At 63.1% G+C, this 21,659-nt stretch carries 20 protein-coding genes and 3 pseudogenes; 11 read left to right on the top strand and 12 right to left on the bottom strand.

The window, feature by feature from the left end; genetic code table 11:
- Positions 1-156 precede the first annotated feature (156 nt).
- From G3436_RS17780 to G3436_RS28610, 6 genes and pseudogenes are all read left to right on the top strand, one after another.
- Positions 157-561, top strand: a complete 405-nt coding sequence (locus G3436_RS17780; protein ID WP_163947534.1) for a TraR/DksA family transcriptional regulator — start codon at positions 157-159, stop codon at positions 559-561.
- Between the two features lie 162 nt (positions 562-723).
- Positions 724-2,331, top strand: coding sequence for a methyl-accepting chemotaxis protein (locus tag G3436_RS17775; RefSeq protein WP_163947531.1), 1,608 nt, complete (start codon positions 724-726; stop codon positions 2,329-2,331).
- Positions 2,332-2,446: 115 nt separating this feature from the next.
- Entirely contained in the window at positions 2,447-2,656 is a 210-nt protein-coding gene (locus tag G3436_RS17770) for a hypothetical protein (RefSeq protein WP_163947528.1), read from the top strand.
- Between the two features lie 47 nt (positions 2,657-2,703).
- Positions 2,704-2,898: a hypothetical protein gene (locus G3436_RS17765; protein ID WP_163947525.1), complete on the top strand. Its 195-nt coding sequence runs from the start codon at positions 2,704-2,706 to the stop codon at positions 2,896-2,898.
- 295 nt (positions 2,899-3,193) lie between these two features.
- Positions 3,194-3,660, top strand: a pseudogene (locus G3436_RS17760) (hypothetical protein).
- A pseudogene (locus tag G3436_RS28610) lies at positions 3,657-3,862 on the top strand (hypothetical protein). The pseudogenes G3436_RS17760 and G3436_RS28610 overlap by 4 nt, the downstream one beginning before the upstream one ends.
- A 12-nt stretch (positions 3,863-3,874) precedes the next feature.
- On the opposite strand, the gene G3436_RS17755 reads toward G3436_RS28610, so the two are convergent.
- From G3436_RS17755 to G3436_RS17725, 7 genes and pseudogenes are all read right to left on the bottom strand, one after another.
- Complete coding sequence (locus G3436_RS17755) at positions 3,875-4,240, bottom strand: Na+/H+ antiporter subunit G (protein ID WP_163947522.1); 366 nt, start codon at positions 4,238-4,240, stop codon at positions 3,875-3,877.
- Positions 4,237-4,515 carry a K+/H+ antiporter subunit F gene (locus tag G3436_RS17750; protein ID WP_043860103.1) on the bottom strand — a complete coding sequence of 93 codons (279 nt, stop codon included), beginning with the start codon at positions 4,513-4,515 and terminating at the stop codon, positions 4,237-4,239. Before G3436_RS17750 ends, G3436_RS17755 begins: the two co-directional genes overlap by 4 nt.
- A pseudogene (locus G3436_RS17745) lies at positions 4,512-4,999 on the bottom strand (Na+/H+ antiporter subunit E). The gene G3436_RS17750 and the pseudogene G3436_RS17745 overlap by 4 nt, the downstream one beginning before the upstream one ends.
- Positions 4,996-6,681 carry a monovalent cation/H+ antiporter subunit D gene (locus tag G3436_RS17740; protein WP_163947519.1) on the bottom strand — a complete coding sequence of 562 codons (1,686 nt, stop codon included), beginning with the start codon at positions 6,679-6,681 and terminating at the stop codon, positions 4,996-4,998. Before G3436_RS17740 ends, G3436_RS17745 begins: the two are co-directional and overlap by 4 nt.
- Positions 6,678-7,022 carry a Na+/H+ antiporter subunit C gene (locus tag G3436_RS17735; RefSeq protein WP_010224297.1) on the bottom strand — a complete coding sequence of 115 codons (345 nt, stop codon included), beginning with the start codon at positions 7,020-7,022 and terminating at the stop codon, positions 6,678-6,680. Before G3436_RS17735 ends, G3436_RS17740 begins: the two co-directional genes overlap by 4 nt.
- Complete coding sequence (locus G3436_RS17730) at positions 7,022-9,940, bottom strand: monovalent cation/H+ antiporter subunit A (protein WP_163947516.1); 2,919 nt, start codon at positions 9,938-9,940, stop codon at positions 7,022-7,024. Before G3436_RS17730 ends, G3436_RS17735 begins: the two co-directional genes overlap by 1 nt.
- A gap of 149 nt (positions 9,941-10,089) precedes the next feature.
- Positions 10,090-11,031 (bottom strand): EamA family transporter, encoded by a 942-nt coding sequence (locus tag G3436_RS17725; protein WP_163947513.1) that lies wholly within the window; start codon positions 11,029-11,031, stop codon positions 10,090-10,092.
- 89 nt (positions 11,032-11,120) lie between these two features.
- Here G3436_RS17725 and G3436_RS17720 point away from each other — a divergent pair, with 89 nt between their 5' ends.
- Positions 11,121-11,684, top strand: a complete 564-nt coding sequence (locus G3436_RS17720) for a helix-turn-helix domain-containing protein (protein ID WP_163947510.1) — start codon at positions 11,121-11,123, stop codon at positions 11,682-11,684.
- Positions 11,685-11,775: 91 nt separating this feature from the next.
- On the opposite strand, the gene G3436_RS17715 is transcribed toward G3436_RS17720, so the two are convergent.
- On the bottom strand, positions 11,776-12,333 hold the full coding sequence (locus G3436_RS17715) for a cysteine hydrolase family protein (protein WP_163947507.1): 558 nt from the start codon (positions 12,331-12,333) through the stop codon (positions 11,776-11,778).
- A 104-nt stretch (positions 12,334-12,437) separates the two neighbouring features.
- On the opposite strand from G3436_RS17715, the gene G3436_RS17710 reads away from it, so the two are divergent.
- Both G3436_RS17710 and G3436_RS17705 read left to right on the top strand, forming a co-directional pair.
- Positions 12,438-13,421, top strand: a complete 984-nt coding sequence (locus G3436_RS17710; protein ID WP_163947505.1) for a GlxA family transcriptional regulator — start codon at positions 12,438-12,440, stop codon at positions 13,419-13,421.
- A gap of 77 nt (positions 13,422-13,498) precedes the next feature.
- Entirely contained in the window at positions 13,499-14,914 is a 1,416-nt protein-coding gene (locus G3436_RS17705) for an FAD/NAD(P)-binding protein (protein ID WP_163947502.1), read from the top strand.
- A 22-nt stretch (positions 14,915-14,936) separates the two neighbouring features.
- On the opposite strand, the gene G3436_RS17700 is transcribed toward G3436_RS17705, so the two are convergent.
- Complete coding sequence (locus G3436_RS17700; protein WP_163947499.1) at positions 14,937-15,707, bottom strand: alpha/beta hydrolase family protein; 771 nt, start codon at positions 15,705-15,707, stop codon at positions 14,937-14,939.
- Positions 15,694-16,800, bottom strand: coding sequence for a DUF3182 family protein (locus tag G3436_RS17695; RefSeq protein WP_178116507.1), 1,107 nt, complete (start codon positions 16,798-16,800; stop codon positions 15,694-15,696). The genes G3436_RS17700 and G3436_RS17695 overlap by 14 nt, the downstream gene beginning before the upstream one ends.
- A gap of 183 nt (positions 16,801-16,983) precedes the next feature.
- Between G3436_RS17695 and G3436_RS17690 the strand changes: the two genes are divergently transcribed.
- Together G3436_RS17690 and G3436_RS17685 are read left to right on the top strand one after the other, a co-directional pair.
- Positions 16,984-18,144 (top strand): cysteine desulfurase family protein, encoded by a 1,161-nt coding sequence (locus G3436_RS17690; protein ID WP_163947494.1) that lies wholly within the window; start codon positions 16,984-16,986, stop codon positions 18,142-18,144.
- Between the two features lie 57 nt (positions 18,145-18,201).
- Positions 18,202-20,010, top strand: coding sequence for an aminopeptidase P family protein (locus G3436_RS17685; protein WP_163947491.1), 1,809 nt, complete (start codon positions 18,202-18,204; stop codon positions 20,008-20,010).
- A 48-nt stretch (positions 20,011-20,058) separates the two neighbouring features.
- On the opposite strand, the gene G3436_RS17680 is transcribed toward G3436_RS17685, so the two are convergent.
- Positions 20,059-20,340, bottom strand: coding sequence for a hypothetical protein (locus G3436_RS17680; protein WP_163947489.1), 282 nt, complete (start codon positions 20,338-20,340; stop codon positions 20,059-20,061).
- 178 nt (positions 20,341-20,518) lie between these two features.
- On the bottom strand, positions 20,519-21,406 hold the full coding sequence (gene rhtA / locus G3436_RS17675; RefSeq protein WP_163947486.1) for a threonine/homoserine exporter RhtA: 888 nt from the start codon (positions 21,404-21,406) through the stop codon (positions 20,519-20,521).
- Between the last annotated feature and the right edge of the window lie 253 nt (positions 21,407-21,659).

Raw genomic sequence — 21,659 nt, 5'->3', positions numbered from 1 at the left:
CACCTTCATTTCGGTTGCCCCTTGTGAATCTCGGCCGTAGACTGCCGCCCCCTGTAAATTGAGTGCCGGATGGTGCTTGAAGAATTCCGCCGCCGTCGAGCTGATCGCCGGTAGCACCCGATCGCCTAAATGCACGTATTTTTTATAGAGAAATCAATGACAAAGGAAAAGTTGCTGGCCATGCCGGCCGATGACTACATGAACGCTGAGCAGCATGCCTTCTTCACCGAGCTGCTGCAGTCGATGAAGTCCGAGATCCATGAGCGCATCGAACAGAACCGTGTAGCCATCGAAAGCCTGGACACGCCTGCCGATCCTGCCGACGCCGCCTCGGTTGAAGAAGAGCGCCACTGGCTGGTCAATACCATCGACCGCGACCAGCGCCTGCTGCCACAGCTGGAAATTGCCCTGGGCCGCATCAAGGACGACAGCTTCGGCTGGTGCGAAGACAGCGGCGAGCCGATCGGCCTCAAACGCCTGCTGATCAGCCCCACCACCAAGTACTGCATCGAGGCGCAAGAGCGTCACGAGCAGTTGGACAAGCACCAGCGCCAGGCCTGACGCCAGCGGTCGTGCCTGAGAGCCCCGGGTTTGAAACCCCGGGGCTTTTGCGTTTTTTGTCCTGCATCAAGAAGGCCGGTTCTACATCCAACGAAGCATGGATAATGGCCTAGTAGTGGCGTTTAATGGCTACACAATAACGACACTGCGCGAGGCTTAGTCATGATGCGAGAAGGATCTCTGCCAGGCACGCTGGAGCAACCGGCGATCACTTCGGGCGGTGTGCGCCGCTGGTCGGGGCCGGCGCTGCAAAGCCTGGTACTGATTGTGTTGCTGGGCGCCATGGCGTTTGCCCAGGTGTCGGTGTACCTGTGCCTGCCGCTGGCCCTGCTCACCCTGTGGCTGCCGCTGATACGTCGTCAGCCTGTCGAAGCGGTGGCCAGCACCGATCCGCTGGGCGAGCTGACCCGTGATCTGTCCCAGGCAACCAGCCACAACGCGTTGTCGGCAGCGGGCGTGGCATTTGCGGTGCAGCAACTGGCGAGCAAGTTGCAGTCGCAGCTGGGCGCGGCCGCGCAGATCGTCAGCAGCGCCGAAGTGATGATCGGCACCGAGAAGGTCACTTCGCAACTCAGCCAGCAGGCTCTGACGGCGGCCCGTGAGGCGCACCAGAGCAGCGCGGCCGGACGTAGGGTGCTGGCAGAGTCGATCCAGCGCATGCACCAGCTCAGCGCCCGTGCGACGGCCAGCCGTGAGTTGATCGAAGCCTTGCACCAGCGCAGCGAAGACATCGCGCGGGTTACGCTGGTGATCCAGACCATCGCCAGCCAGACCAATCTGCTGGCACTGAACGCCGCCATCGAGGCGGCCCGTGCGGGCGAACACGGCCGCGGCTTTGCGGTGGTGGCGGATGAGGTGCGCGGGCTGGCCGGGCGTACGGCCAGCGCCACCGAAGAAGTCGGGTTGATGGTGGCGGACATTCAGCAGCGTACCGCCCAGGTCGTGGGGCAGATCCGCGAGCTGTCCGATGACCTGCACAGCGGCGTCGATCAGGTCGAACACACGGGTGAGCAACTCGATACCATTGCCGGGCTGGCGGCGGGCGTGGAGCAGCAGATCGATGCCATCGCCGCCGGCACCGAGACCAACCGTACCCAGCTCGACAGCTTGTTTCAGGCCGTGGCCCAGATGCGCAGCGACCTGGTGGTCAGCGACCAGCAGACCCAGCGCCTGGCGCAGGCAGCGGTACAGATGGAAGGGCAGGCCGAGCGTATCAGCGAGCGCCTGGCCGAGGTGGGCCTGGATGACTATCACCAGCGCGTGTATGACCTGGCCCGCCTGGGCGCGCAGCAGATTGCCCGACAGTTCGAAGCCGACATAGCCCAGGGGCGGGTGAGCGTGGAGGCGTTGTTCGATCGTCAGTACCAGCTGTTGCCAGGCACACGTCCGGCGCGCTATCGCTCACGCTTCGACGACTATACCGACCAGGTACTGCCGGCGATCCAGGAGCCGTTGCTGGCCCAGCACGAAGGGTTGGTGTTTGCCATCGCCTGCACCCAGCAAGGGTATGTGCCCACCCACAACAAGATCTTCAGCCAGCCCTTGACCGGTGATGAGGCCACCGACACCGCGCACAACCGCAGCAAGCGCAAATTCGACGATCGTACCGGTATCCGCTGCGGCAGCCATCAGCAACCGGTGCTGTTGCAGACCTACACCCGTGATACCGGCGAGCTGATGCATGATCTGTCGGTACCCATCCAGGTGCAGGGCCGCCACTGGGGCGGCTTGCGTCTGGGCTACCGGCCACAGCAGGGCGCACGCGCTTGAGCGGGTTTGTTGCAGTTGATGCAATACAGCTATGTCGGGGATAGCTTTTTCCGCTGGGGGTCCGGGTTTATCATCGCTACATCGTTAGGCTGCTAATTAAATTCCGGAGGGGATCATGCAGAGCAAGGTCGATGTGGCTGTAATGATTGGCAGCGGGGTGCCAGCGTCGCTGCGTGCTGTGGGTAACCGTGCCTGCTGGGTGGTACTGGTCAATGGTGAACGTCGCGGTACGGCCTTTGCGACACGCGGCGAAGCACAGGCGTGCCGGGCTGCCTGGCTTGAGCACTTTGACGCGCACGCGTTTGCGGCGCATCACGCTGGCTGAGTCAGGCAGGCCGTCTCCAGCGTTGTGGCCAGGGCGCAGGCTTCGCCATGGTGGCGACGAAAGCCCCTTACCTGGCCGGTGGCGAACTCGGTGATGTGAAAAAAGCCGATGCCGGCGGGCACCACGATGAAGCGCGGACGGGCACCGCGCAGACTGCAATTGGCTTTTTTTGCGACTGCAAGTGTATTGGCCACTCGACGGGTTTCAGTGTTTTCGTGCATATTCGCTTCCCTGTGCAGTGAACGTGTTCGTTCAGAGATCCCGTGTCTGGGAATCTTTCTTTCAGCTATCGCATTTTTCCCGTGGATGCGCTGTCAGAAAAATCGGTTGCACTTCAGGAAAGGGCTGTTTGTTGTTGCCAGCGGATAGCTGGCGCAAGACGGCGTGTTTTCCTGCGCAACCCGGTGTCTGTGTGTACGAACGCGCCTGGCACTTATCCACTAGTCTTTCAGACTTCAAATTGAAGAACCGGGGCCTTCGCGGCACATGGCTGTCTGCGAGGTGGCGGGGGTGATGTTGGTTTTGAGGAATTAATCATTGGCAGTCAGTAATCTGGATATGCATGCCCTCTTTGTGTTGGGCGACCTGCGGGCCAAGTTGGTCAAACAGTTTCAATCGCGATATGTCTATGTGACCGAGCAAAGCGCCGAAGGTATCTACCTGGCCGAGATCGATACCGAAGAGGCGCTGGTGGTCGATGACAAGCAGCGCCTGGAGCTGAAGGTGGGTGATCACTTTCGTGCTGCAGTGCTGCCGAGTCGCGAGGGCGGCAAGTTGGAGATTCGCTTTCGCGAAATCAAGCTGACGGTCTATGGGCTGGGCGATTACGCGTTTGTCACCGTACCTGAGGGGCATGGCATCGTGTTCCGCGAGGGCAGTCGGTGGTGATGGTATTCGCGGCGCACCAGCAGTTGCAGGAAGGCCTGAGCAAGACCCTCAAGGCCGCTACCGCCAAGGCTGCCAAGTGGCGCAAGGGTGAGCTGACCTTCAAGGCCAGCGAGTGAGCAGCGCCAAGGGCGCCCTCGGCCGGGCGCAATACCATGCGTTGCATCAAGCCCGGGCCGAGGCTCAGGCGCGCGACTGGATCGCGCAACGTGAGGTCTTGCAGGGCGCTGGCTGACCTGGGTGGCCGGGCAGCTGTATCAGCTGAACCCGCCCGAGTACGCGGCCATGGTGCGTCGCCAGTTGCAGCAGCTGGCCGCCTGAGCAGGCGCCGTGTCAGTGGCCGCTGTCGCGACCGCTGCTGACTTCCTCCGGCACGTCGTCCCTGGCCATCCGCTTGCGAAACAGCGCAGCCCGCGCCAACAGCAGGGTGGTCACCGGCACGGTGATCGACAGCAGGATCGGGATCAGCCAGGCGTGCAGCACGGGTGTGTGCTTGAGCCCGGAAAAGTACAGGATCGACGCCAGCGCCACGCACCAGGTGCCCAGGGTCGAAGCCAGTGCGGGCGGGTGCATGCGCTGGAAGAACTCCTTGAGGCGCAGCAAGCCGACAGCACCGCTGAGGGCAAACAGGCTGCTGGTGACCAGCAGCGCTGCGGTGAGCGCCTCGAGCCAGAACGGCAGTTCATTGAGCGCGTTCATTCGATCACCTCGCCACGCAGCAGGAACTTGGCCAGGGCAAACGAACCGACGAAGCCGAACAGCGCAATCAACAGGGCACCCTCGAAGTAGGTGTCACTGGCGTAGCGAATGCCCAGCACCAGCATCATCAGCATGGCCAGGATGTACAGGTAGTCCAGCGCCAGTACCCGGTCCTGGGCCGAAGGGCCCTTGAACAGGCGCACAAGGGTCAGGGCCATGGCCAGGGCAAAGATGAACAGGCTGGCGAGAATGGCGTTGGCGAGCAGGCCAGTCATTCGAAGATCTCCATCAGCGGGCGTTCGTAGGTGTGCTTGAAGTGTTCGATGAAGAGCGCCTCATCGTCCAGATCGAAGACATGCAGCAGCAGTATGCTGCGGTCCAGCGCCAGCTCCGACCAGATCGTGCCGGGAATCACCGTCGTGATCATCGACAGCGCGCCAGCCCGTGAGCATCCTGCAGGTGCAGCGGAATACGGATGAAGCGCGAACGCGGCGGGTGGCGGCGGGCGCGCCAGACGCCACGGGCAACCTGCAGGTTGGACACCACGACATCGATACCTACCCGCACGATCAGGCGCACGATGGTGCCTGGCTTGCGGATGCGCACCGGCAGCGGCCGCAAAGGTGCCATCAGCAGTGGCGCCAGCAGCCCCAGTAGTGCGCCGAGCAGCAGGTTGCCGGCGCTCAGCGACAGGTTGAGCAGCAACCACAGCCCCCACAGCGACAGCGACAGCAGTGGCGCAGGAAACAGGCGCTTCATGGCTGCACCTGCCCGGCAATCGCCTGGCTGGTGGGCCCGGGCAACGGCCGAGTGCCCATGACGGCGTTCACGTAGTTGCTGGGGTCCTTGAGGCCGGCGGCAGTATCCTGGGTATAGCGCAACAGCGGCTCGGCGCGCACGCTGAGCAGCACGCACAACCCCAGCAACACCACGATGGGAATGCACTCGTAGCGGCGCAACAGCGGCGAAGGGCGCTCCTGAGGCGTCCAGAAGCGCTGGATGCCGACACGGGTCAGTGCGATCAGCGAGGCCAGGCCGGACAGCACCAGCAGCGCCACAAGGGCCCAGCCGGTCATCGGCAGTGCGAGCTCGACCGGGTTGCCCAGCCCGTTGGGGTTGAACAGCGCACTGATCAGGCTGAGCTTGCCGATGAACCCGGACAATGGCGGCATGCCGATGATCAGCAGCGCGCAGGCGATGAAGCTGAGGCCCAGGAACGCCATGGTCCAGGGAATCACCTGGCCGACCACCGCTTTCTGTTCGTCATCCAGGTTGATGCCCTTGGGCGGTTGCAGCGACTCCAGCGGAGAGGGCAGGGCATCGCCATCGTCCTCCAGCGGTATCTCGTTGGCCGAGCGTGAACGTTCGATCAGTTCTGCCAGCAGGAACAGCGCGCTCAAGGCCAGCGTCGAGCTGACCAGGTAGAACAATGCGCCGGCGGTCAGGGCTGCCTGGCCGAAGCCGATGGCCGACAGCAGGATGCCGGCCGACACCAGGATGCTCAGGCTGGCCATGCGCTCAAGGCGCTGTGCGGCAAGAATTGACAGCGCCGCGCAGCCCAGGGTGGCCAGGCCGCCATACACCAGCCATTCACCGCCGAAGAACGCCGACGCACCTGCCTGCCCGGAGAACAGCAAGGTCCACAGGCGCAGCACAGTGTAGATGCCGACCTTGGTCATGATCGCGAACAGTGCGGCCACGGGGGCACTGGCCGACGAATAGGCCGGTACCAGCCAGAAGTTCAGCGGCCAGATCCCGGCCTTGGCCAGGAAGGCGGTCGCCAGAATCGCTGCACCTGCGTGCAGCAGGCCACGGTCGGCCTCCGGCACCAGTGGAATCTTCAGCGCCAGGTCGGCCATGTTCAGGGTGCCGGTGACCCCATAGAGCATGGCCGCGCCGACCAGGAACAGTGAGGACGCCAGCAGGTTGATGGCGATGTAGTGCAGCCCGGCCTTGACCCGCGCGCGCCCCGAACCGTGCAGGATCAGGCCGTAGGACGCCGCGAGCAGCACCTCGAAGAACACGAACAGGTTGAACAGGTCGGCGGTCAGGAAGGCACCGTACAAGCCCATCAGCTGGATCTGGAACAGCGCATGGAAGCTGGCCCCCGCACGGTCCCAGCGGGCCATGGCGAACAGCAGCGCACTGACCCCGACTATCCCGGTCAGCACCAGCATCAGCGCCGAGAGGCGGTCCAGCACCAGCACGATGCCGAATGGCGCTTGCCAGTTGCCCGGCAGGTAAACGCCGATGGAACTGGCCTGGCCCTGCGCCTGGACCCACAGCAGCAGGCTGATCGAGATGCCCAGGCCTAGCAGGCTGGAGACCAGGTTGATACGGGCTTTCAGCGGCCGGCGTTTTTCGCCCAGCAGCAACATTATGGCAGCGGTCAGCAGCGGCAGCAGGATGGGGGCGACGATCAGTTGGTTCATCACGCTCATTCGTTAGGCTCCCGGCCATCGACGTGGTCGGTTCCGGTCAGCCCGCGCGAGGCCAGCAACACCACCAGGAACAGTGCGGTCATGGCAAAGCTGATGACGATGGCCGTGAGTACCAGCGCCTGTGGCAGCGGGTCGGTGTAGTTGAGCAGGTCCTGCGGTACACCGTCCTTGATGATGGGCTCCTTGCCGATGAACAGGCTGCCCATGCTGAAGATGAACAGGTTGACCCCATAAGACAGCAGGCACAGCCCCATCACCACCTGGAAGGTTCGTGGGCGCAGGATCAGCCACACCCCCGAGGCGGCAAGCACGCCGATGGCAATTGCAATCACTTCTTCCATCAGGCGGCTCCCGGGCTGGCGGTGGGTTTGGGCTGGCTGCTCGGGCGGTGGCTACGCACCGACTGGTGTGCCAGCGCGGTGAGGATGAGCAGGGTCGAGCCCACTACGACGGTAAAGATGCCGGTGTCGAAGAACAGCGCGCTGGCGACATGGATGTCACCCAGTACCGGCAGGTGCAGGTGGGCGGTGTGGGTGGTCAGGAACGGATACCCGAGCAGCATCGCGCCGGCGCCGGTCAGGGTGGCGAACAGCAGGCCGGTACCCATCCAGCGCAATGGCCGCAAGCTCATCTGCGCCTCGACCCACTGGGTGCCGGCGACCATGTACTGCAGGATGAACGCCACCGACATGACCAGGCCGGCAACGAAACCGCCGCCTGGCTGGTTGTGGCCACGCATGAACAGGTACATCGAAATCACCAGGGCAATCGGCAGCAGCAGGCGCACCAGTGCGGCCGGCACCATCATGAAGCCCAGCGCGGTATCGGCAGCCTGACGCGGGTTGACCAGGTCGGTGACCACGTCGGGTGCCAGCAGACGCTGCTGGGCGGGCAGCTGGATACTCTCCTTGGGCGGGCGGAAACGTCGCAGCAGGGCAAACACGCTCAGTGCCACGGCGACCAGCACGGTGATCTCGCCCAGGGTATCGAAGCCCCGGAAGTCCACCAGCATTACATTGACCACGTTGGTACCGCCGCCTTCTGGCAGGGCGCGACTGAGGTAGAACGAGGAGATCACGTTGGGCGTGGGGCGCGTCAGCATCGCGTACGACAGCAACGCCATGCCGCCACCGACCAGCACCGCCAGCAGCAGGTCGCGCAGGCGCCGTGCGATGGCGCGCTCCTTGCTGCCGGGCAATGGCGAGATGTCTTCGATACGTCGCGGTAGCCAGCGCAGGCCCAGCAGGATCAGCACCGTGGTGACCACTTCGACCACCAGCTGGGTGAGGGCGAGGTCCGGGGCGGAAAACCACACGAAGGTGATGCAGGTCATCAGGCCGCACACGCTGACCATGGTCAGGGCTGCCAGCCGGTGATACTTGGCCTGCCAGGCGGCGCCGATGGCGCAGATGATCGCGATCAGCCAGAGCATGACGAATACGCCGGAGCCCGGAATCTTCGGGCGATCGCCCCAGCTCAGGCCTGTGTTCAGCATCGGCAGGACGCCGGCCAGCAGCGCGGCAAGCACCAGCATGAACAGCTGCTTTTGCAGGCGGCGGGTCGTGAACAACCGCTCGAAACGACGTGCCACGCGCATCAGCAGCACTTGGCCATGTTCGAAAAGGCGCTTGCCATTGAACAGCTCGATCAGCGGCGGGTAACTGAAACGCCCACGTTTGAGCTGGTTGCGCAGCACCAGGTAGAGCAGCACGCCGCCGCACATGGCGATCAGGCTCATGATCAGCGGTGCATTCCAGCCATGCCAGATGGCCAGGCTGTATTCAGGCAGGGTGCCGCCCACCACCGGCAAGGCCGCCGCCGCCAGCAGCGGGCCCACCGATTGCGCGGGGAAGATGCCTACCACCAGGCAGGTCAGCACCAGCAGTTCGACCGGTGCACGCATCCAGCGCGGGGGCTCATGCGGGGTGTGCGGCAGCTCGGTAGCGGGTGGGCCGAAGAACACGTCGACGGTAAAGCGCAACGCGTAGGCAACGCTGAAGGTGCCGGCCAGGGTCGCGATGATCGGTAGCGCCGCTTCCACCCAGGCGGTGGAGCTGATGAACACGGTTTCGGCGAAGAACATCTCTTTGGAAAGAAAGCCGTTCATCAGCGGTACGCCGGCCATGGAGGCGCTGGCGACCATGGCCAGGGTAGCGGTGAACGGGATGAGTCGAAACAGCCCACTGAGCTTGCGGATGTCGCGCGTGCCGCTCTCGTGGTCGATGATACCGGCGGCCATGAACAGCGAGGCCTTGAACGTGGCGTGGTTGAGAATGTGGAACACCGCCGCCACCGCGGCAAGCGGGCTGTTGAGCCCCAGCAGCAAGGTGATCAGGCCCAGGTGGCTGATGGTGGAGTAGGCCAGCAGGCCCTTGAGGTCGTTCTGGAACATCGCCGCGTAAGCGCCCAGCAACAGGGTGCAGGCCCCGGCACCGCTGACGATCCAGAACCATTCCTCGCTGCCGGCCAGCGATGGCCACAATCGCGCAAGCAGGAACACACCGGCCTTGACCATGGTTGCCGAGTGCAGGTAGGCCGAGACCGGTGTGGGCGCGGCCATGGCGTGGGGTAGCCAGAAGTGGAAGGGGAACTGCGCGCTCTTGGTGAGCGCGCCGAGCAGAATGAGTGGGAGCAGGATCGGGTAGAGGGCATGACTGCGAATCTGGTCGCCGGCGGCCAGGACCTTGTCCAGGTCATAGCTGCCCACCACATGGCCGAGCAGCAGTACCCCCGCCAGCAGGCACAAACCACCGGCACCGGTGACCATCAGCGCCATGTACGCGCCGCGCCGGGCATCGGCGCGATGGTGCCAGTAGCCGATCAGCAGGAACGAGAACAGGCTGGTCAGCTCCCAGAAAAACACGATCTGGATCAGGTTGCCGGAGATCACCAGGCCCAGCATGGCCCCCATGAACGCCAGGAAGAAGGCGAAGAACCGCGGCACCGGGTCCTGGGGCGACATGTAGTAACGGGCATACAGCGACACCAGGGTGCCGATGCCCAGCACCAGCAGCGAGAACAGCCAGGCGAAGCCGTCCATGCGCAGCACGAGGTTGAACCCCAGGCTTGGCAGCCAGAGGAACTCTTCACGGATAACGCCACCCTGGGCGATTTGCGGGTACAGCAGGGCGACCTGCACGGTGCCGACCAGGGCGACGAGGCCGGCCAGCAGCGATTCACTGTTACGCGCGTTGTGCGGCAGCACAGCCGCCAGACAGCTGCCAACAAACGGCAGAAGCAGTAGAACTATCAAGGACATAGATTTCTAATCTGCAGAGGTTTGTAAGGGATCATACGTGGCGCCCCGTCGATCACCAACACACAAGCTGTCGCAGAATCCTACAATGGCGCTGCTTCAAGGCATTTTTTTATAACAGTTTTTTACAAGAATTGAGTGCGCACCCTCGATTATCGGTCCGTTTGTTGCACTTGCTGCTCGGCGTCCACCGGACCAGGCGCTTCACCGCGACGCTTGATCTTCAGTTCACTGACAATCACCGCAATGACAATCAGCACGCCCCCCAGCAGGGCCACGCCAGGCAGCCGTTCGCCGGCCAGGCGCCCGACGATGCCGGCCCATACCGGCTCGCCAGCGTAGATCAGCGTAGCCCGTGTCGGTGAAACCGACTGCTGGGCCCAGTTCATCGCCACCTGGATGATTGCACTCATGGCACCCAGGCCGATGGCGCTGAGCAGCAGTAGCCAGGAAAAGTCCGGCAGCGCCTCCTGGGTAGGCACGACCATCATGAACGACAGTGCCGAGGCGCTGGCCAGTTGCACCACGGTGACGCGACGCACGTCGACTTTGCCGGCATAGTTGCTGATCAGGATGATTTCTGCAGCGATTGCCACGGCGCTGACCAGCGTGGCGATTTCGCCAGGGCTCAATTGCATGGCGCTGCCACTGGGGCCGGCCACCAGCATCAGGCCGGCAAAGGCCAGGCCCACACCCAGGCTGGGCATCAACCCAGGGCGACGGCCCAGCACCAGCCATTGCAGCAACGGCACGAAGGGCACATACAGCGCGGTGATAAAGGCCGACTGGCTGCTGGTGATGGTTTGCAGGCCCACCGTCTGCAGGCCGTAGCCGAGCATGATCGAGGCCCCGATCAGTACCCCGGCCTTGATCTCAAGCCACGTCAGCCCCGGCAGTGCACGTGCACTGACCACCGCCACGAACAGTGCCGCAGCTGCGAAGCGCAGGCCGACGAAGAACATCGGGCCACTGACGGTCATCACGTTGTGCACCAGCAAAAAGGTGCCACCCCACAGCATGGTGATGAAGACCAGTACCAGTTCGGCCTTGCTCAGGCGCAATGAGAAGGAAGGGGCATTGGCAGTGTTCGACACGGTGAGGACCTTGCACACAGGGGGCGAGCGACGCACAATGCGCCGGAAGTGGGCAGTATACTGCTCAATTCCCCTATGTGAGCAATATAGTGCACAAAGATTCCAGTCAGCGCGCCTCAGTGCTGCAGCATGTCAGCCAGAACATTCGACGCTTGCGCCATGCGGCCGAGATGAGTCAGAGCGCCCTGGCGGAAAAATCCGGCGTCAGCCGGCGCATGCTTGTGGCCATCGAGGCCGGGGAAAAGAATGTCAGCCTGACCACGCTGGACTTGATCGCCGAAGCGTTGGGCGTCGCGTTCAGTGACCTGATCCAGGCGCCTGGCAACCGCGATCCGAGCCGTATCAACGAACTGGCCTGGGCGGGCGTGCACCCGGGCAGCAAGGCCGTATTGCTTGCCAGCTCGCCTGCCAGCCGCGAAGTGGAATTGTGGGAGTGGCGCCTGGAGCCGGGTGAGGTGTATCCGGCCGAGGCGGATTTCGATGGCTGGAGTGAGCAGTTGTACGTGTTCGAGGGGTGCCTGACGCTGGTGATCGAGGGTCAGCAGCATGTACTGGCGGCAGGAGATTTCTTCAGCTTTGCCAGCAACCGCGTGCACGCGTATCGCAACGATGGCACGGTGGTCACGCGCTTCGTGCGCAATGTGGTGATCTGAAGCCTGCCCGCAGGGCGGCGTGCGATTGGCTGGCTGAGCAGTCATGGATCACGCGGCACCAGCCACACCGCCTGCCCCTTGCCTGCTCAGCTTATTGAAGATTGCCATCCAGCCATTCTTGCGTGGACACCACCTGCGAGTAGGCGAACGCCAGGGAGGCCATGTAGGCGGCGTGCGCCTGGGCTGCCGGTACCACCACGCCGTTGAACTCCAGGTCACGGGTGGCGCAGGCATCGTGTATCACCACGGTGGCGTAGCCCATGTCGGAGGCGGCGCGGGCTGCGGCGTCTATGCACATGTGGCTCATGCTGCCCACCAGTACCAGGCCGGTGACGAGATGGCGGTCGAGTATCGCCTTGAGGTCGGTGCCCAGGAAACTGTTGACCTTGTGCTTGAGCACCACCGGTTCATCGCCCTGGTTGGCCGCCTTGGGATGGATTTGTGCGCCCTGCGATCCCGGGGTGAAGAACGGTGCGTCGTCCGATTCGAACTCGTGACGCACATGCACCACCAGGTCACCTTTGGCCCGCATGGCGGCGATGATGCGGGCGGCGTTCTCGGCGGCCGCGTCGGCACCTTGCAGCGGCCATTTGCCGTCGGGGAAATAGTCGTTCTGGATGTCGATGATAATCAGTGCCTGTTTGCTCATGGTGCAGTCCTTCAGCAGAGTGGTGGTGGCGTGGTGATAGTTATAGGCTTGCGCGGCAGGTTTGCGCATTGGCGCGACCGACAAATTGGCGGGAAAAACTGACAATGGATGCAGGCAGCGAGCAGGTCGAAATCGGCATACTGGCGTACCCGGGGGCGCAGTTGGCGGCGGTGCATGGCCTGACCGACCTGTTTGCGGTGGCCAATCGCCTGGCCGCAGAGCTGGGCGCGCGGCGTGGTCCGCGGCTGCGCGTGACCCATTGGTGCCAGGCCCAGGGCAGTAGTACGTTGACGGTGTCGTTCGACAGCCACCCGCAAGCACATTGCCGGCCCAGGGTCATGATTGTTCCCCCCAGCCTGACCGAGGAGCCGACGCCCGAACTGGTCGAGCGGTTTTGCGCCGACTTGCGCCGATGGCATCGCGACGGTGCGCTGCTGGTGTCGGTCTGTGCCGGTGTGTTTTTCATCGCCGCCAGTGGTCTGCTCGACGGGCGCTGCGCCACCACGCATTGGCACTTCGCACAATCCCTGGCCGAGCGATTTCCTCTGGTCAAGGTGGAGGCCAACCTGCCGCTGCTGGACGACGGCGACATCATTACTTCCGCCGGGCTGATGGCGTGGACCGAGTTGGGCCTGAAGCTGGTGGAGCGTTTCCAGGGCCAGACTCTGGCGCTCGAGACTGCCCGTTTTCTCGCCGTGGCGCCGGTGTCGGGAGGCCAGCCTCGCACCTCGGTATTCAGCCCGCGCCTGGACCATGGCGATGAAGCTGTGCTCAAGGTGCAGCATTGGCTGCAAAGCAGTGGCGCACGCGATGTCAGCCTGGCTTTGATGGCCGAGCGGGCGGGGCTCGAACAGCGCACGTTCCTGCGCCGGTTTCGCGCCGCCACCGGGCTGAAACCCACCGAGTATTGCCAGCAGGTACGTGTGGGGCGCGCGTGTCGAATGCTGGAGTTCACCAACCGCAGCATCGACCAGATCGCCTGGGGCGTTGGCTATCAGGACCCAGGCGCATTTCGCAAGGTGTTCGTCAAAGTGACCGGTCTCGCGCCGGGTGATTACCGCAGGCAACTGGCCGCAGCGCTGGGCTGATCCTACTTTGGTACCGAACGGATGCCATCGGCGTGCATTGCTGCCTATTATGCCGGCTCCCCGTGAAGGAGATGCCGATGCACGAAACTACCGCTGCACCCCGGATGGCCGATGTGTTGATCATTGGCGGCGGTCTCAGTGGTGCCCTGCTTGCTGCGCAACTGCTGCGCCAGCCGGGGCGCCGCCACCTGCTGGTGGTGGAGCCGCGCAGGGAGCTGGGACGGGGCGAGGCCTACAGTGCCACCGAGCTGGGGCATACCCTCAATGGCAATGCGGCGCGCATGAGTGTCGACCCGGACAACCCCGATGACCTCACGCAATGGTTGCAGCAACAACTCAATGCCGGTGAGTGGCCTGAGGCCGCCGCGCAGGCTGTGCCGGTCGCCGAACTGTTCCCGCCGCGTGGCCTGTTCGGTCGCTATGCGCGCCAGCGCCTGAGCGAAGCCCAGGGCATTGGCGCGCAGTCCGGCTCGCTGCTGGAGCATCGGTGTGCCGAGGTGGTCGACCTTGAGCGGGTGCCCGGCGGGGTTCGTGGGCGGCTCAGTGATGGCGGTTCGGTGCAGGCGCGCTTTGCGGTGCTGGCCACCGGCATGTTTGCCGCGGCGCACACGCCCAAGGTCGGTGATGATGGTATCAACACTGCTGCAGTCGACCCGTGGGATGTGGCGGCAATGCGTGGGATCGATCCGCAAGGCACGGTGCTGATCATCGGCTCCGGGTTGACCATGGTCGATACGCTGGTTTCCTTGCAGCAGGCTGGCCACCGAGGGCCGATCGAGGTGTTCTCGCGTCATGGCCTGTGGCCGCATGTAAGGCGTCAGCCACCGGCCTGGGAGGATTTTCTCGCCGCTGACCGGTCGCTGCGCAGCCCCTTGCAACTGCTGCGTGCCCTGCGTGAGCAGTGCCGACAGGCGCAGGCTCAGGGGATTGACTGGCAGGCGCCGCTGGACACTGTGCGGGTTCATATTCCACGGCTATGGAGTCAGGCCAGTGATCGCCAGCGTCGCCAGTTCGTGCGTCACGTACGGCCCTGGTGGGAAAGCCATCACCATCGCGCGCCGCCGCAAGGTGCAGCGTTGCTCGAACAACTGTGCAGGGAAGGTCGCTTGCACATTCATGCGGCCTGCCTGCAATCCGTCGAGCCCGCGGGTGCGGATGGGGTGTGCGTGCACCTGCGTTTTCGCGCTCAGGCGCAGGTGACGCGAGTGGCAGGGGCGGCACTGGTCAATTCCACGGGTATCGAGTACGACTGGCGGCGGGTCGCCCGGCCGCTACCGCAGTGCCTGTTGCAGCGCGGTCTTATTCAGCCGGGGCCCCTGGCGTTGGGTATTGCCGCCGATGCGGGTGGGGCGGTGATCGATGCTGACGGTGTCGTCAGCGACCGACTCTTTGCCATGGGCCCGCCACTGCGCGGCCAGTGGTGGGAAAGCACGGCGGTCACCGATGTGGCTCTGCAGGCCAAGGCGCTGGCTGAGCGCCTGGCGCGGTGTTGATGCATGTGCTCAGCCGCACCGCTCATGAATACCAGGGCGAGTGGTGGGGATAGCGGTCGAGCCGGGCGCCGATCACCATTTCGCTGACCCAGGCCGTGAGCATGGCACTGTAGGCTTTCTGGCTGCGGTCGCTGGAAAGCGCGTGGTCGGCACCATCGACGATGCGGTGGGTCAGTGAATGGGCGCTGATGAAGGCGCTGCGATAGCTCATCAGGGTGTTGTGCGGGACGTAGTCATCCTGCTCGGACTCCACCAGTAGCACATCGCCGGAAAATTCGGCGCAGGCGGCGAGCGCGCGGTTGTCGCCCGGGCCCAGTGCGCTAAGGCGATACTGCGACAGACGCTGGCGGTCCAGTGCCTGCTTGGGCAGGCCCCATTCGTCGTCCCAGTACAATGCAGGTACCCGCAGGGCCAGCCATTTAACCGGGCGCAGGCGAGTCAGCAGGGTGGCCAGGTAGCCCCCGTAGCTGCTGCCGATCACGGCGATCGCGCGGGTGTCGACGGCGGGGTGGCCGACCAGGCAATCATAGGCGGCCAGCAGATCGGCCAGGTTCTGTTCGCGGGTCACGCTGCGCCGCTGGCTTTCGGTGCGCTCGTGGCCGCGCAGGTCGAAGGTCATGCACACGCAACCAAGGCCGGTGATCTGCTTGGCCCGCGCCAGGTCCCGTTGCTGGCTACCGCCCCAGCCGTGTACGAAGAGGATCCCGGGTACTTTGGGGTTGGGGCTGAGCAGGGTACCGGCGATGCTCTCGCCGTCGACACGGATTTCGAGGGTTTCGCTATGGATGGTCATAGGCGCGGATCCTTGCATACTTGCTGATTCGTCCGACTTCACGGTCATCGCCTTGGTAGAACAGGGTGGCATCGGCAGGCAAATAGACCTCGCCGAACACTTCGTGGGTGGAGGCGCGCACCCGCTGCAGCGCCGGATCGTCGGCGAACGCCTGCAAGGCCAGCAGCTCGGCGCTGCTGGCGCCGCCGATACGCCAGGACTGCTCGAGCACACCACTGCGCTGCTTGCCTTGCTGGTTCATCCCGCGGGCTACATCATAGTTGCGCCGTGACGCGATGAAGCCGGGCAGGGTAGCGAGCGCGGCCTGTTCGTAGGTGCAGGCCTGGGTGATTGCCAGGCGGTGGGATTGCTCCAGTTCCAGTTGCAGCAAGGCATCATAGCCACCGCGTACGAACACCAGGTCGGAACCGCCATAGACGCAAACGCCCGCATGGTCCGTGGTCAATTGCTGGGTGCCGTAGTAGCTGCAGGTGGTGCCCGCCACCAGTGCCTGGCCCACGCTGAAGGTGGCAACATCATCGAGGTTTTCCTCCAGCACCAACCCCCACACCGCCAGTTCCTGCGGGTCGAGTTCATCCACAAGCGTCTGCAGGCCATGTTCGTCAGCGAGTACGGTCTGGCCCCTACCGGCGGTGGCGCGTACCGGCTTCAGGCGTATCGGGCCATCGCGCAGCAACAGTGCAGCGGCCCGCAGCGCGTCTTCCCGGCTGAACACAGTGTAGCCACGCAGCAGCGCTTCACTGGCCTGCCGGGCGAAGTCATCGGTCCAACCAGGCGCAAATTTTGCGTTGGCCGGCAGGGGGTGAGAAATCGCCTTGGTTGCCATGTAGGGGTGCCTGACCATGCCGCCGAAAAAGTCAGCGACGCTGCCGATCCCTGGCCAGGCATGTGGCGTCGAGTGGATGAGCGTTTCGGTGGGCAGGTAGTAGCGGTTGTCATGCGCCGTGGTGCAGGCCGGATCAGCCACGTGAGTGCCCAGCAGCCTGGCCAGCCCTTCGGCGAGTTTCAGGTGCACGCTGCGTTCATGCTCGGGAGTGCTGGGGCGCGTATCGAGCAGCACTACCCCATTTTTGCGGTCGGTCGAGCGGTGCATGGGCAAACCTCCTGTGAAAGGCTCATATGGGGTTGTGAAAGGGAAAGAGAGGGGGAGTTCAGTTCATAGAATGGAAATCAATGTTTGGTTATATAAATATGAAAATTAATAATTAATGGTTCTATTGGATGTTGATGCACTATGGGTGCACGTTAACTAGACGACTTCAGGAAGAGCCTGGCCATGACAAATCTCCCGCTGTACTTCGACTACGCTGCCACGACCCCCGTCGACGAGCGAGTCATCCAGGTGATGGTGGAGTGTCTTGGTGTATCGGGCCGTTTTGGCAACCCGGCTTCGAGCGGCCATCGTTTTGGGCAGCAGGCGCGCCAGTCGGTCGAGCAGGCTCGCGTTCAGGTTGCAGGCCTGGTCGGTGCGCGCGCCGAGCAGATCATCTGGACGTCGGGCGCCACCGAGTCCAACAACCTTGCCCTCAAGGGGGTGGCCCAGGGGCGTGCTGGCGGGCATATCATTACCAGCCGTATCGAGCACAAGGCGGTGCTCGATACGGCGCGGCAGCTGGAACTGGCGGGCATCGACGTCACCTGGCTGAGCCCGGATGCGCAAGGTCTGATCACGCCGCAGGCAGTAGAGGCGGCACTGCGCGAGGACACCTTTCTGGTCTCGTTGATGCTGGTCAACAATGAACTGGGCACGCTCAACGACGTGCAGGCCATTGGCCAGATCGTTCGTCGCCATGGCGCGTTGCTGCACGTGGATGCTGCACAGGGCGCTGGCAAGTTGCCGATCGACCTCTCGCGCTGGGCGATCGACCTGATGTCGTTTTCCGCACACAAGGTCTACGGGCCCAAGGGGATTGGTGCGCTGTACGTGGGCAAACGCGCCGCGCCGCTGCTCAAGGCGCAGATTCATGGCGGCGGGCACGAGGGCGGCTTGCGTTCGGGTACGCTGGCGACACACCAGATTGCTGCCATGGGCGCTGCGTTTGCCCTGGCCGGGCAGGTGTTGGAGCAAGAGCTGGTGCGCATGCAGTATCTGCGCAAGCGTTTGCTCGATCAGTTGGCGGGCATCCCCGGTCTGGGCCTCAATGGCAGTCCTGCCCAGCGTATCCCGCATACCTTGAGCCTGACATTTGCCGGTGATGGCATCGACCTGCAGGCATTGGCCGCGAGTCTGGCATTTTCTTCGACCTCGGCCTGCAACTCGGGCAGCAGCGCGCCTTCGCATGTGCTGCTGGCGCTCGGTCACGATGAGCGCGCGGCGCGCCAGACCATACGCCTGAGTCTGGGCCGTTACACCGACGAAGGCGAGGTCGACAAGGCGGCACGCGCCATCAAGGCCGCGTTACATTCGGTGCCGTTCTGGGCGGTTGCCCACGGCTGATGGGTACTCCATTATCATCGATCAATAACATTGGTTGCGGTGGTGGTGGGAGAGAGCATGAACAGTCAGCCTGGAATGCAGGACACAGTGCCTGAGCGTCTGGCGCGAATGCGCGCGATCATGGGCAAGGAAAGTGTCGATGCGCTGCTGGTGCCCTCGGCCGATCCACATCTTTCGGAGTACCTGCCGGGCTATTGGCAAGGCCGCCAGTGGTTGTCGGGGTTTCATGGTTCGGTCGGCACCTTGGTACTGACCGCCGATTTCGCTGGCCTGTGGGCCGACAGCCGCTATTGGGAGCAGGCCCAGAGCGAGCTGGAGGGCAGTGGCATCGAATTGATGAAGCTGATGCCGGGCCAGCCTGGCCCGCTGGACTGGCTGGCCGAGCACGCACCGGCAGGCGGCGCGGTAGCGGTGGATGGTGCGGTAATGGCGCTGGCGTCTGCGCGTCAGCTCGGTGCGCGCCTTGAAGCGCGTGGGGTGCGCCTGCTCAGCGACAAGGACTTGCTGGCTGAGGTGTGGGTACAGCGCCCGGCGTTGCCGCAGAATCCGGTGTACCAGCACCTGCCGCCGCATGTCAGCGTTGGGCGCGGCGACAAACTTTCGCAGCTGCGGCGTACACTCCTTGAGCAGGGCGCAGACTGGCATTTCATTGCCACGCTGGATGATATTGCATGGCTGTTCAACCTGCGCGGCAGTGATGTCTCCTACAACCCCGTGTTTGTATCATTCGCGCTGATCAGTCAGGAGCGTGCTGCGTTGTTCATCGACTTGAACAAGGTCGATGCTCCCTTGCGTCAGGCTCTGGAGGCGGACGGTGTGCAGTTGCACGAGTATGCCGAGGTAGGTGCGGCTTTGGCCGCAATCGCTCCGGGTAGCACTGTACTGGTCGACCCTGCGCGAGTGACCAGCGGGTTGCTGGCCAATCTCGATGAAACGGTACGGCTACACGAAGGGCTCAACCCTACCACCGTGTCCAAGTCGCGCAAGAGTGAGGCCGACCTCGCCCATATCCGCCAGGCCATGGAGCAGGATGGTGCGGCGCTGTGCGAATTCTTTGCCTGGTTCGAGGCGGCACAGGGGCAGGAACTGCTTACAGAGCTTACAGTGGATGCCCGGCTGGGTGAGGCGCGTGCGCGACGTCCCGGTTTTGTTTCGCCAAGCTTTGCCACCATTGCGGCATTCAACAGCAATGGCGCAATGCCACACTACCGTGCAACGCAGGCCTCGCATGCCTGCATCGAAGGCGACGGGTTGCTGCTGATCGATTCTGGTGGGCAGTATCTTGGTGGCACCACCGACATAACTCGGATGGTGCCGATCGGTCGTCCTAGCCTGGAACAGCAACAGGATTGCACGCGGGTGCTCAAGGGCATGATTGCCCTGTCGAGGGCGCGCTTTCCGCGCGGTATCCTGTCACCGTTGCTCGACTCGATTGCCCGTGCGCCGTTATGGGCCGAGCAGGTCGACTATGGGCATGGTACGGGGCACGGCGTGGGGTACTTCCTGAATGTGCATGAGGGGCCTCAGGTCATCGCTTACCAGGCGGTGGCTGCACCGCACACGGCGATGCAGGCCGGCATGATCACCTCTATCGAGCCCGGCACCTACCGTCCGGGGCAGTGGGGGGTGCGTATCGAGAACCTGGTGTTCAACCGTGACGCGGGCAAGAGCGCGTTTGGTGATTTTCTCGAATTCGAAACATTGACCCTGTGCCCGATCGATACACGCTGTCTACTGCCTGATCGGCTCGATGAGGCGGAGCGTGCGTGGCTCAACCAGTATCACGATAGTGTACGTGAGCGTCTTTCCCCCTTGCTTGAGGGGCCTGCGCTAGCGTGGCTGTGCACGAGGACCGAAGCGATCTGAAGCGATCGTTCAATGAAAAGGGCAACCTGCGGGTTGCCTTTTTCACATCTACTTGCAGATGACGATCATGCTCCGGCTGGTGTAGCCCGCCGGGTTGAGGCCAAAAGGGTAGTCCCCAGGTTCCTCTTCGCCGTCGCCTGACTTGGCGACGACCTTGTAGCCTTTGGTGCCACAGGAGCTGGCAGCTTTGCTGTGGCACTTGTTCCAGGAAGACGACAGGCCCGAGCAGTTGATATGCAGGCCCTTCTTGCCGCGCTTTACCTCGGTGTTAGCAGTCGCCGCACAGCCGGCGATGGCCAGAATGGCTAGGATGAGCAAAAGTCGTTTCATTCCTGTCCTTACAAAGGTGCCTGAGTCGTGGGCTCGAGCGAATTTCCGGGGCGTCTTCCTGATGCCTGTTGCTTCCTTGTCTTGTAAAAAATTCAAGACTGACGTCGAGTTACAGCTTAAACAGGGTGTCATGTCGACACAATGACAAAGATCCGTTCAAATGAAAATATTTCTCAAATCAATCGGCAGCAACCAGTGGCTGGCTCTGGTTGCGCATGGACAGTGTCGCGCCCACGGATGCGGTGATAATGGCAGCAATGGCCAGCCATTGCGCGATGCTCAGTACTTCACCCAGAAACAATAGGCCGGACAGTGCGCCGAATGCCGGCTCGATACTCATCAGGGTGCCGAAGGTTCGTGCTGGCATGCGGGTCAGTGCGACCATCTCAAGGCTGTAGGGCAGCGCGGTGGACAGGATGGCCACGCCAATGGCAATTGGCAGCAGGGCGGGGTTGAGCAGTGCGGTCCCCGCGTGGACGATACCGATGGGGGCGACGAACAGCGCCGCTACCATCACCCCCAGTGCGGCGGTCTGGATGCCGTGTTCGGCACCGGCCTTTTGCCCATATAGAATGTACAGGGCCCAGCAGGCACCTGCGCCCAGCGCATAGCTTGCACCAAGCAGGTCGATGCTGGCGCCGGTCTGTCCGATCGGGATCAGCAGCAGCAGGCCAATGACGGCGAGGCCAATCCACAGAAAGTCCACGGCGCGGCGTGAGGCGTACAGTGCCACTGCCAGCGGGCCTGTGAACTCCAATGCAACAGCGATGCCCAGTGGCACGCTGCGCAATGACATATAGAAAAGGAAGTTCATTCCGCCCAACGCCATGCCATAAATGATGACCGTCCTCAGGGTGTTTGTGGTGAAGCGAGCACGCCAAGGACGCAGCAACAGCAGCATTATCACGCTGGCAAAGATCAGGCGCAGGGTCGTGGTGCCCTGCGCACCGACCATGGGGAACATGCTCTTGGCGAGCGAGGCACCGGTTTGAATGGAGGCCATCGCGATCAGCAGCAAGCCGATGGGAAACAGGCTGGTGACCAGGCTGCGGGGAGGAGCGTTCATTGTGAGGGTGGTTTCCGTATATATAGATGAAGGAAGGCGCTACCTACATGATGCGCAAGGGGCAAGGCGTGAGCAATATAGTGCGCATCTTTCTTTGTTTATGCTGTTTTCAAACTAGCCCTTGACGCCCCGTTTAATCTCTCTATAATTCGCACCTCTTCCGGCGTAGTCGGAACGAAAAACTCCTTGAGTATCAACGAGTTGGACGTTTCAGGTAGTGCGGGAAGTGCTTGGATCGAAAGATCGGCAGCGG

Source organism: Pseudomonas brassicae (assembly GCF_010671725.1).
Lineage (GTDB): Bacteria > Pseudomonadota > Gammaproteobacteria > Pseudomonadales > Pseudomonadaceae > Aquipseudomonas > Aquipseudomonas brassicae.
Note: the sequence above shows the minus strand (reverse complement) of the source record. Positions and strands in the feature narration are given on the sequence as shown.

Excerpts from the sequence above, each read along its gene's own strand:
- G3436_RS17780 (WP_163947534.1), top strand. The coding sequence starts at position 157 with ATGACAAAGGAAAAGTTGCTGGCCATGCCGGCCGATGACTACATGAAC.
- G3436_RS17710 (WP_163947505.1), top strand. The coding sequence starts at position 12,438 with ATGGATGCAGGCAGCGAGCAGGTCGAAATCGGCATACTGGCGTACCCG.
- rhtA (WP_163947486.1), bottom strand. The coding sequence starts at position 21,406 with ATGAACGCTCCTCCCCGCAGCCTGGTCACCAGCCTGTTTCCCATCGGC.
- G3436_RS17685 (WP_163947491.1), top strand. The coding sequence starts at position 18,202 with ATGAACAGTCAGCCTGGAATGCAGGACACAGTGCCTGAGCGTCTGGCG.
- G3436_RS17690 (WP_163947494.1), top strand. The coding sequence starts at position 16,984 with ATGACAAATCTCCCGCTGTACTTCGACTACGCTGCCACGACCCCCGTC.
- G3436_RS17755 (WP_163947522.1), bottom strand. The coding sequence starts at position 4,240 with ATGAACGCGCTCAATGAACTGCCGTTCTGGCTCGAGGCGCTCACCGCA.
- G3436_RS17735 (WP_010224297.1), bottom strand. The coding sequence starts at position 7,022 with ATGGAAGAAGTGATTGCAATTGCCATCGGCGTGCTTGCCGCCTCGGGG.
- G3436_RS17700 (WP_163947499.1), bottom strand. The coding sequence starts at position 15,707 with ATGACCATCCATAGCGAAACCCTCGAAATCCGTGTCGACGGCGAGAGC.
- G3436_RS17715 (WP_163947507.1), bottom strand. The coding sequence starts at position 12,333 with ATGAGCAAACAGGCACTGATTATCATCGACATCCAGAACGACTATTTC.
- G3436_RS17765 (WP_163947525.1), top strand. The coding sequence starts at position 2,704 with ATGGTGGCGACGAAAGCCCCTTACCTGGCCGGTGGCGAACTCGGTGAT.
- G3436_RS17750 (WP_043860103.1), bottom strand. The coding sequence starts at position 4,515 with ATGACTGGCCTGCTCGCCAACGCCATTCTCGCCAGCCTGTTCATCTTT.
- G3436_RS17695 (WP_178116507.1), bottom strand. The coding sequence starts at position 16,800 with ATGCACCGCTCGACCGACCGCAAAAATGGGGTAGTGCTGCTCGATACG.
- G3436_RS17770 (WP_163947528.1), top strand. The coding sequence starts at position 2,447 with ATGCAGAGCAAGGTCGATGTGGCTGTAATGATTGGCAGCGGGGTGCCA.
- G3436_RS17680 (WP_163947489.1), bottom strand. The coding sequence starts at position 20,340 with ATGAAACGACTTTTGCTCATCCTAGCCATTCTGGCCATCGCCGGCTGT.
- G3436_RS17775 (WP_163947531.1), top strand. The coding sequence starts at position 724 with ATGATGCGAGAAGGATCTCTGCCAGGCACGCTGGAGCAACCGGCGATC.
- G3436_RS17730 (WP_163947516.1), bottom strand. The coding sequence starts at position 9,940 with ATGTCCTTGATAGTTCTACTGCTTCTGCCGTTTGTTGGCAGCTGTCTG.
- G3436_RS17705 (WP_163947502.1), top strand. The coding sequence starts at position 13,499 with ATGCACGAAACTACCGCTGCACCCCGGATGGCCGATGTGTTGATCATT.
- G3436_RS17740 (WP_163947519.1), bottom strand. The coding sequence starts at position 6,681 with ATGAGCGTGATGAACCAACTGATCGTCGCCCCCATCCTGCTGCCGCTG.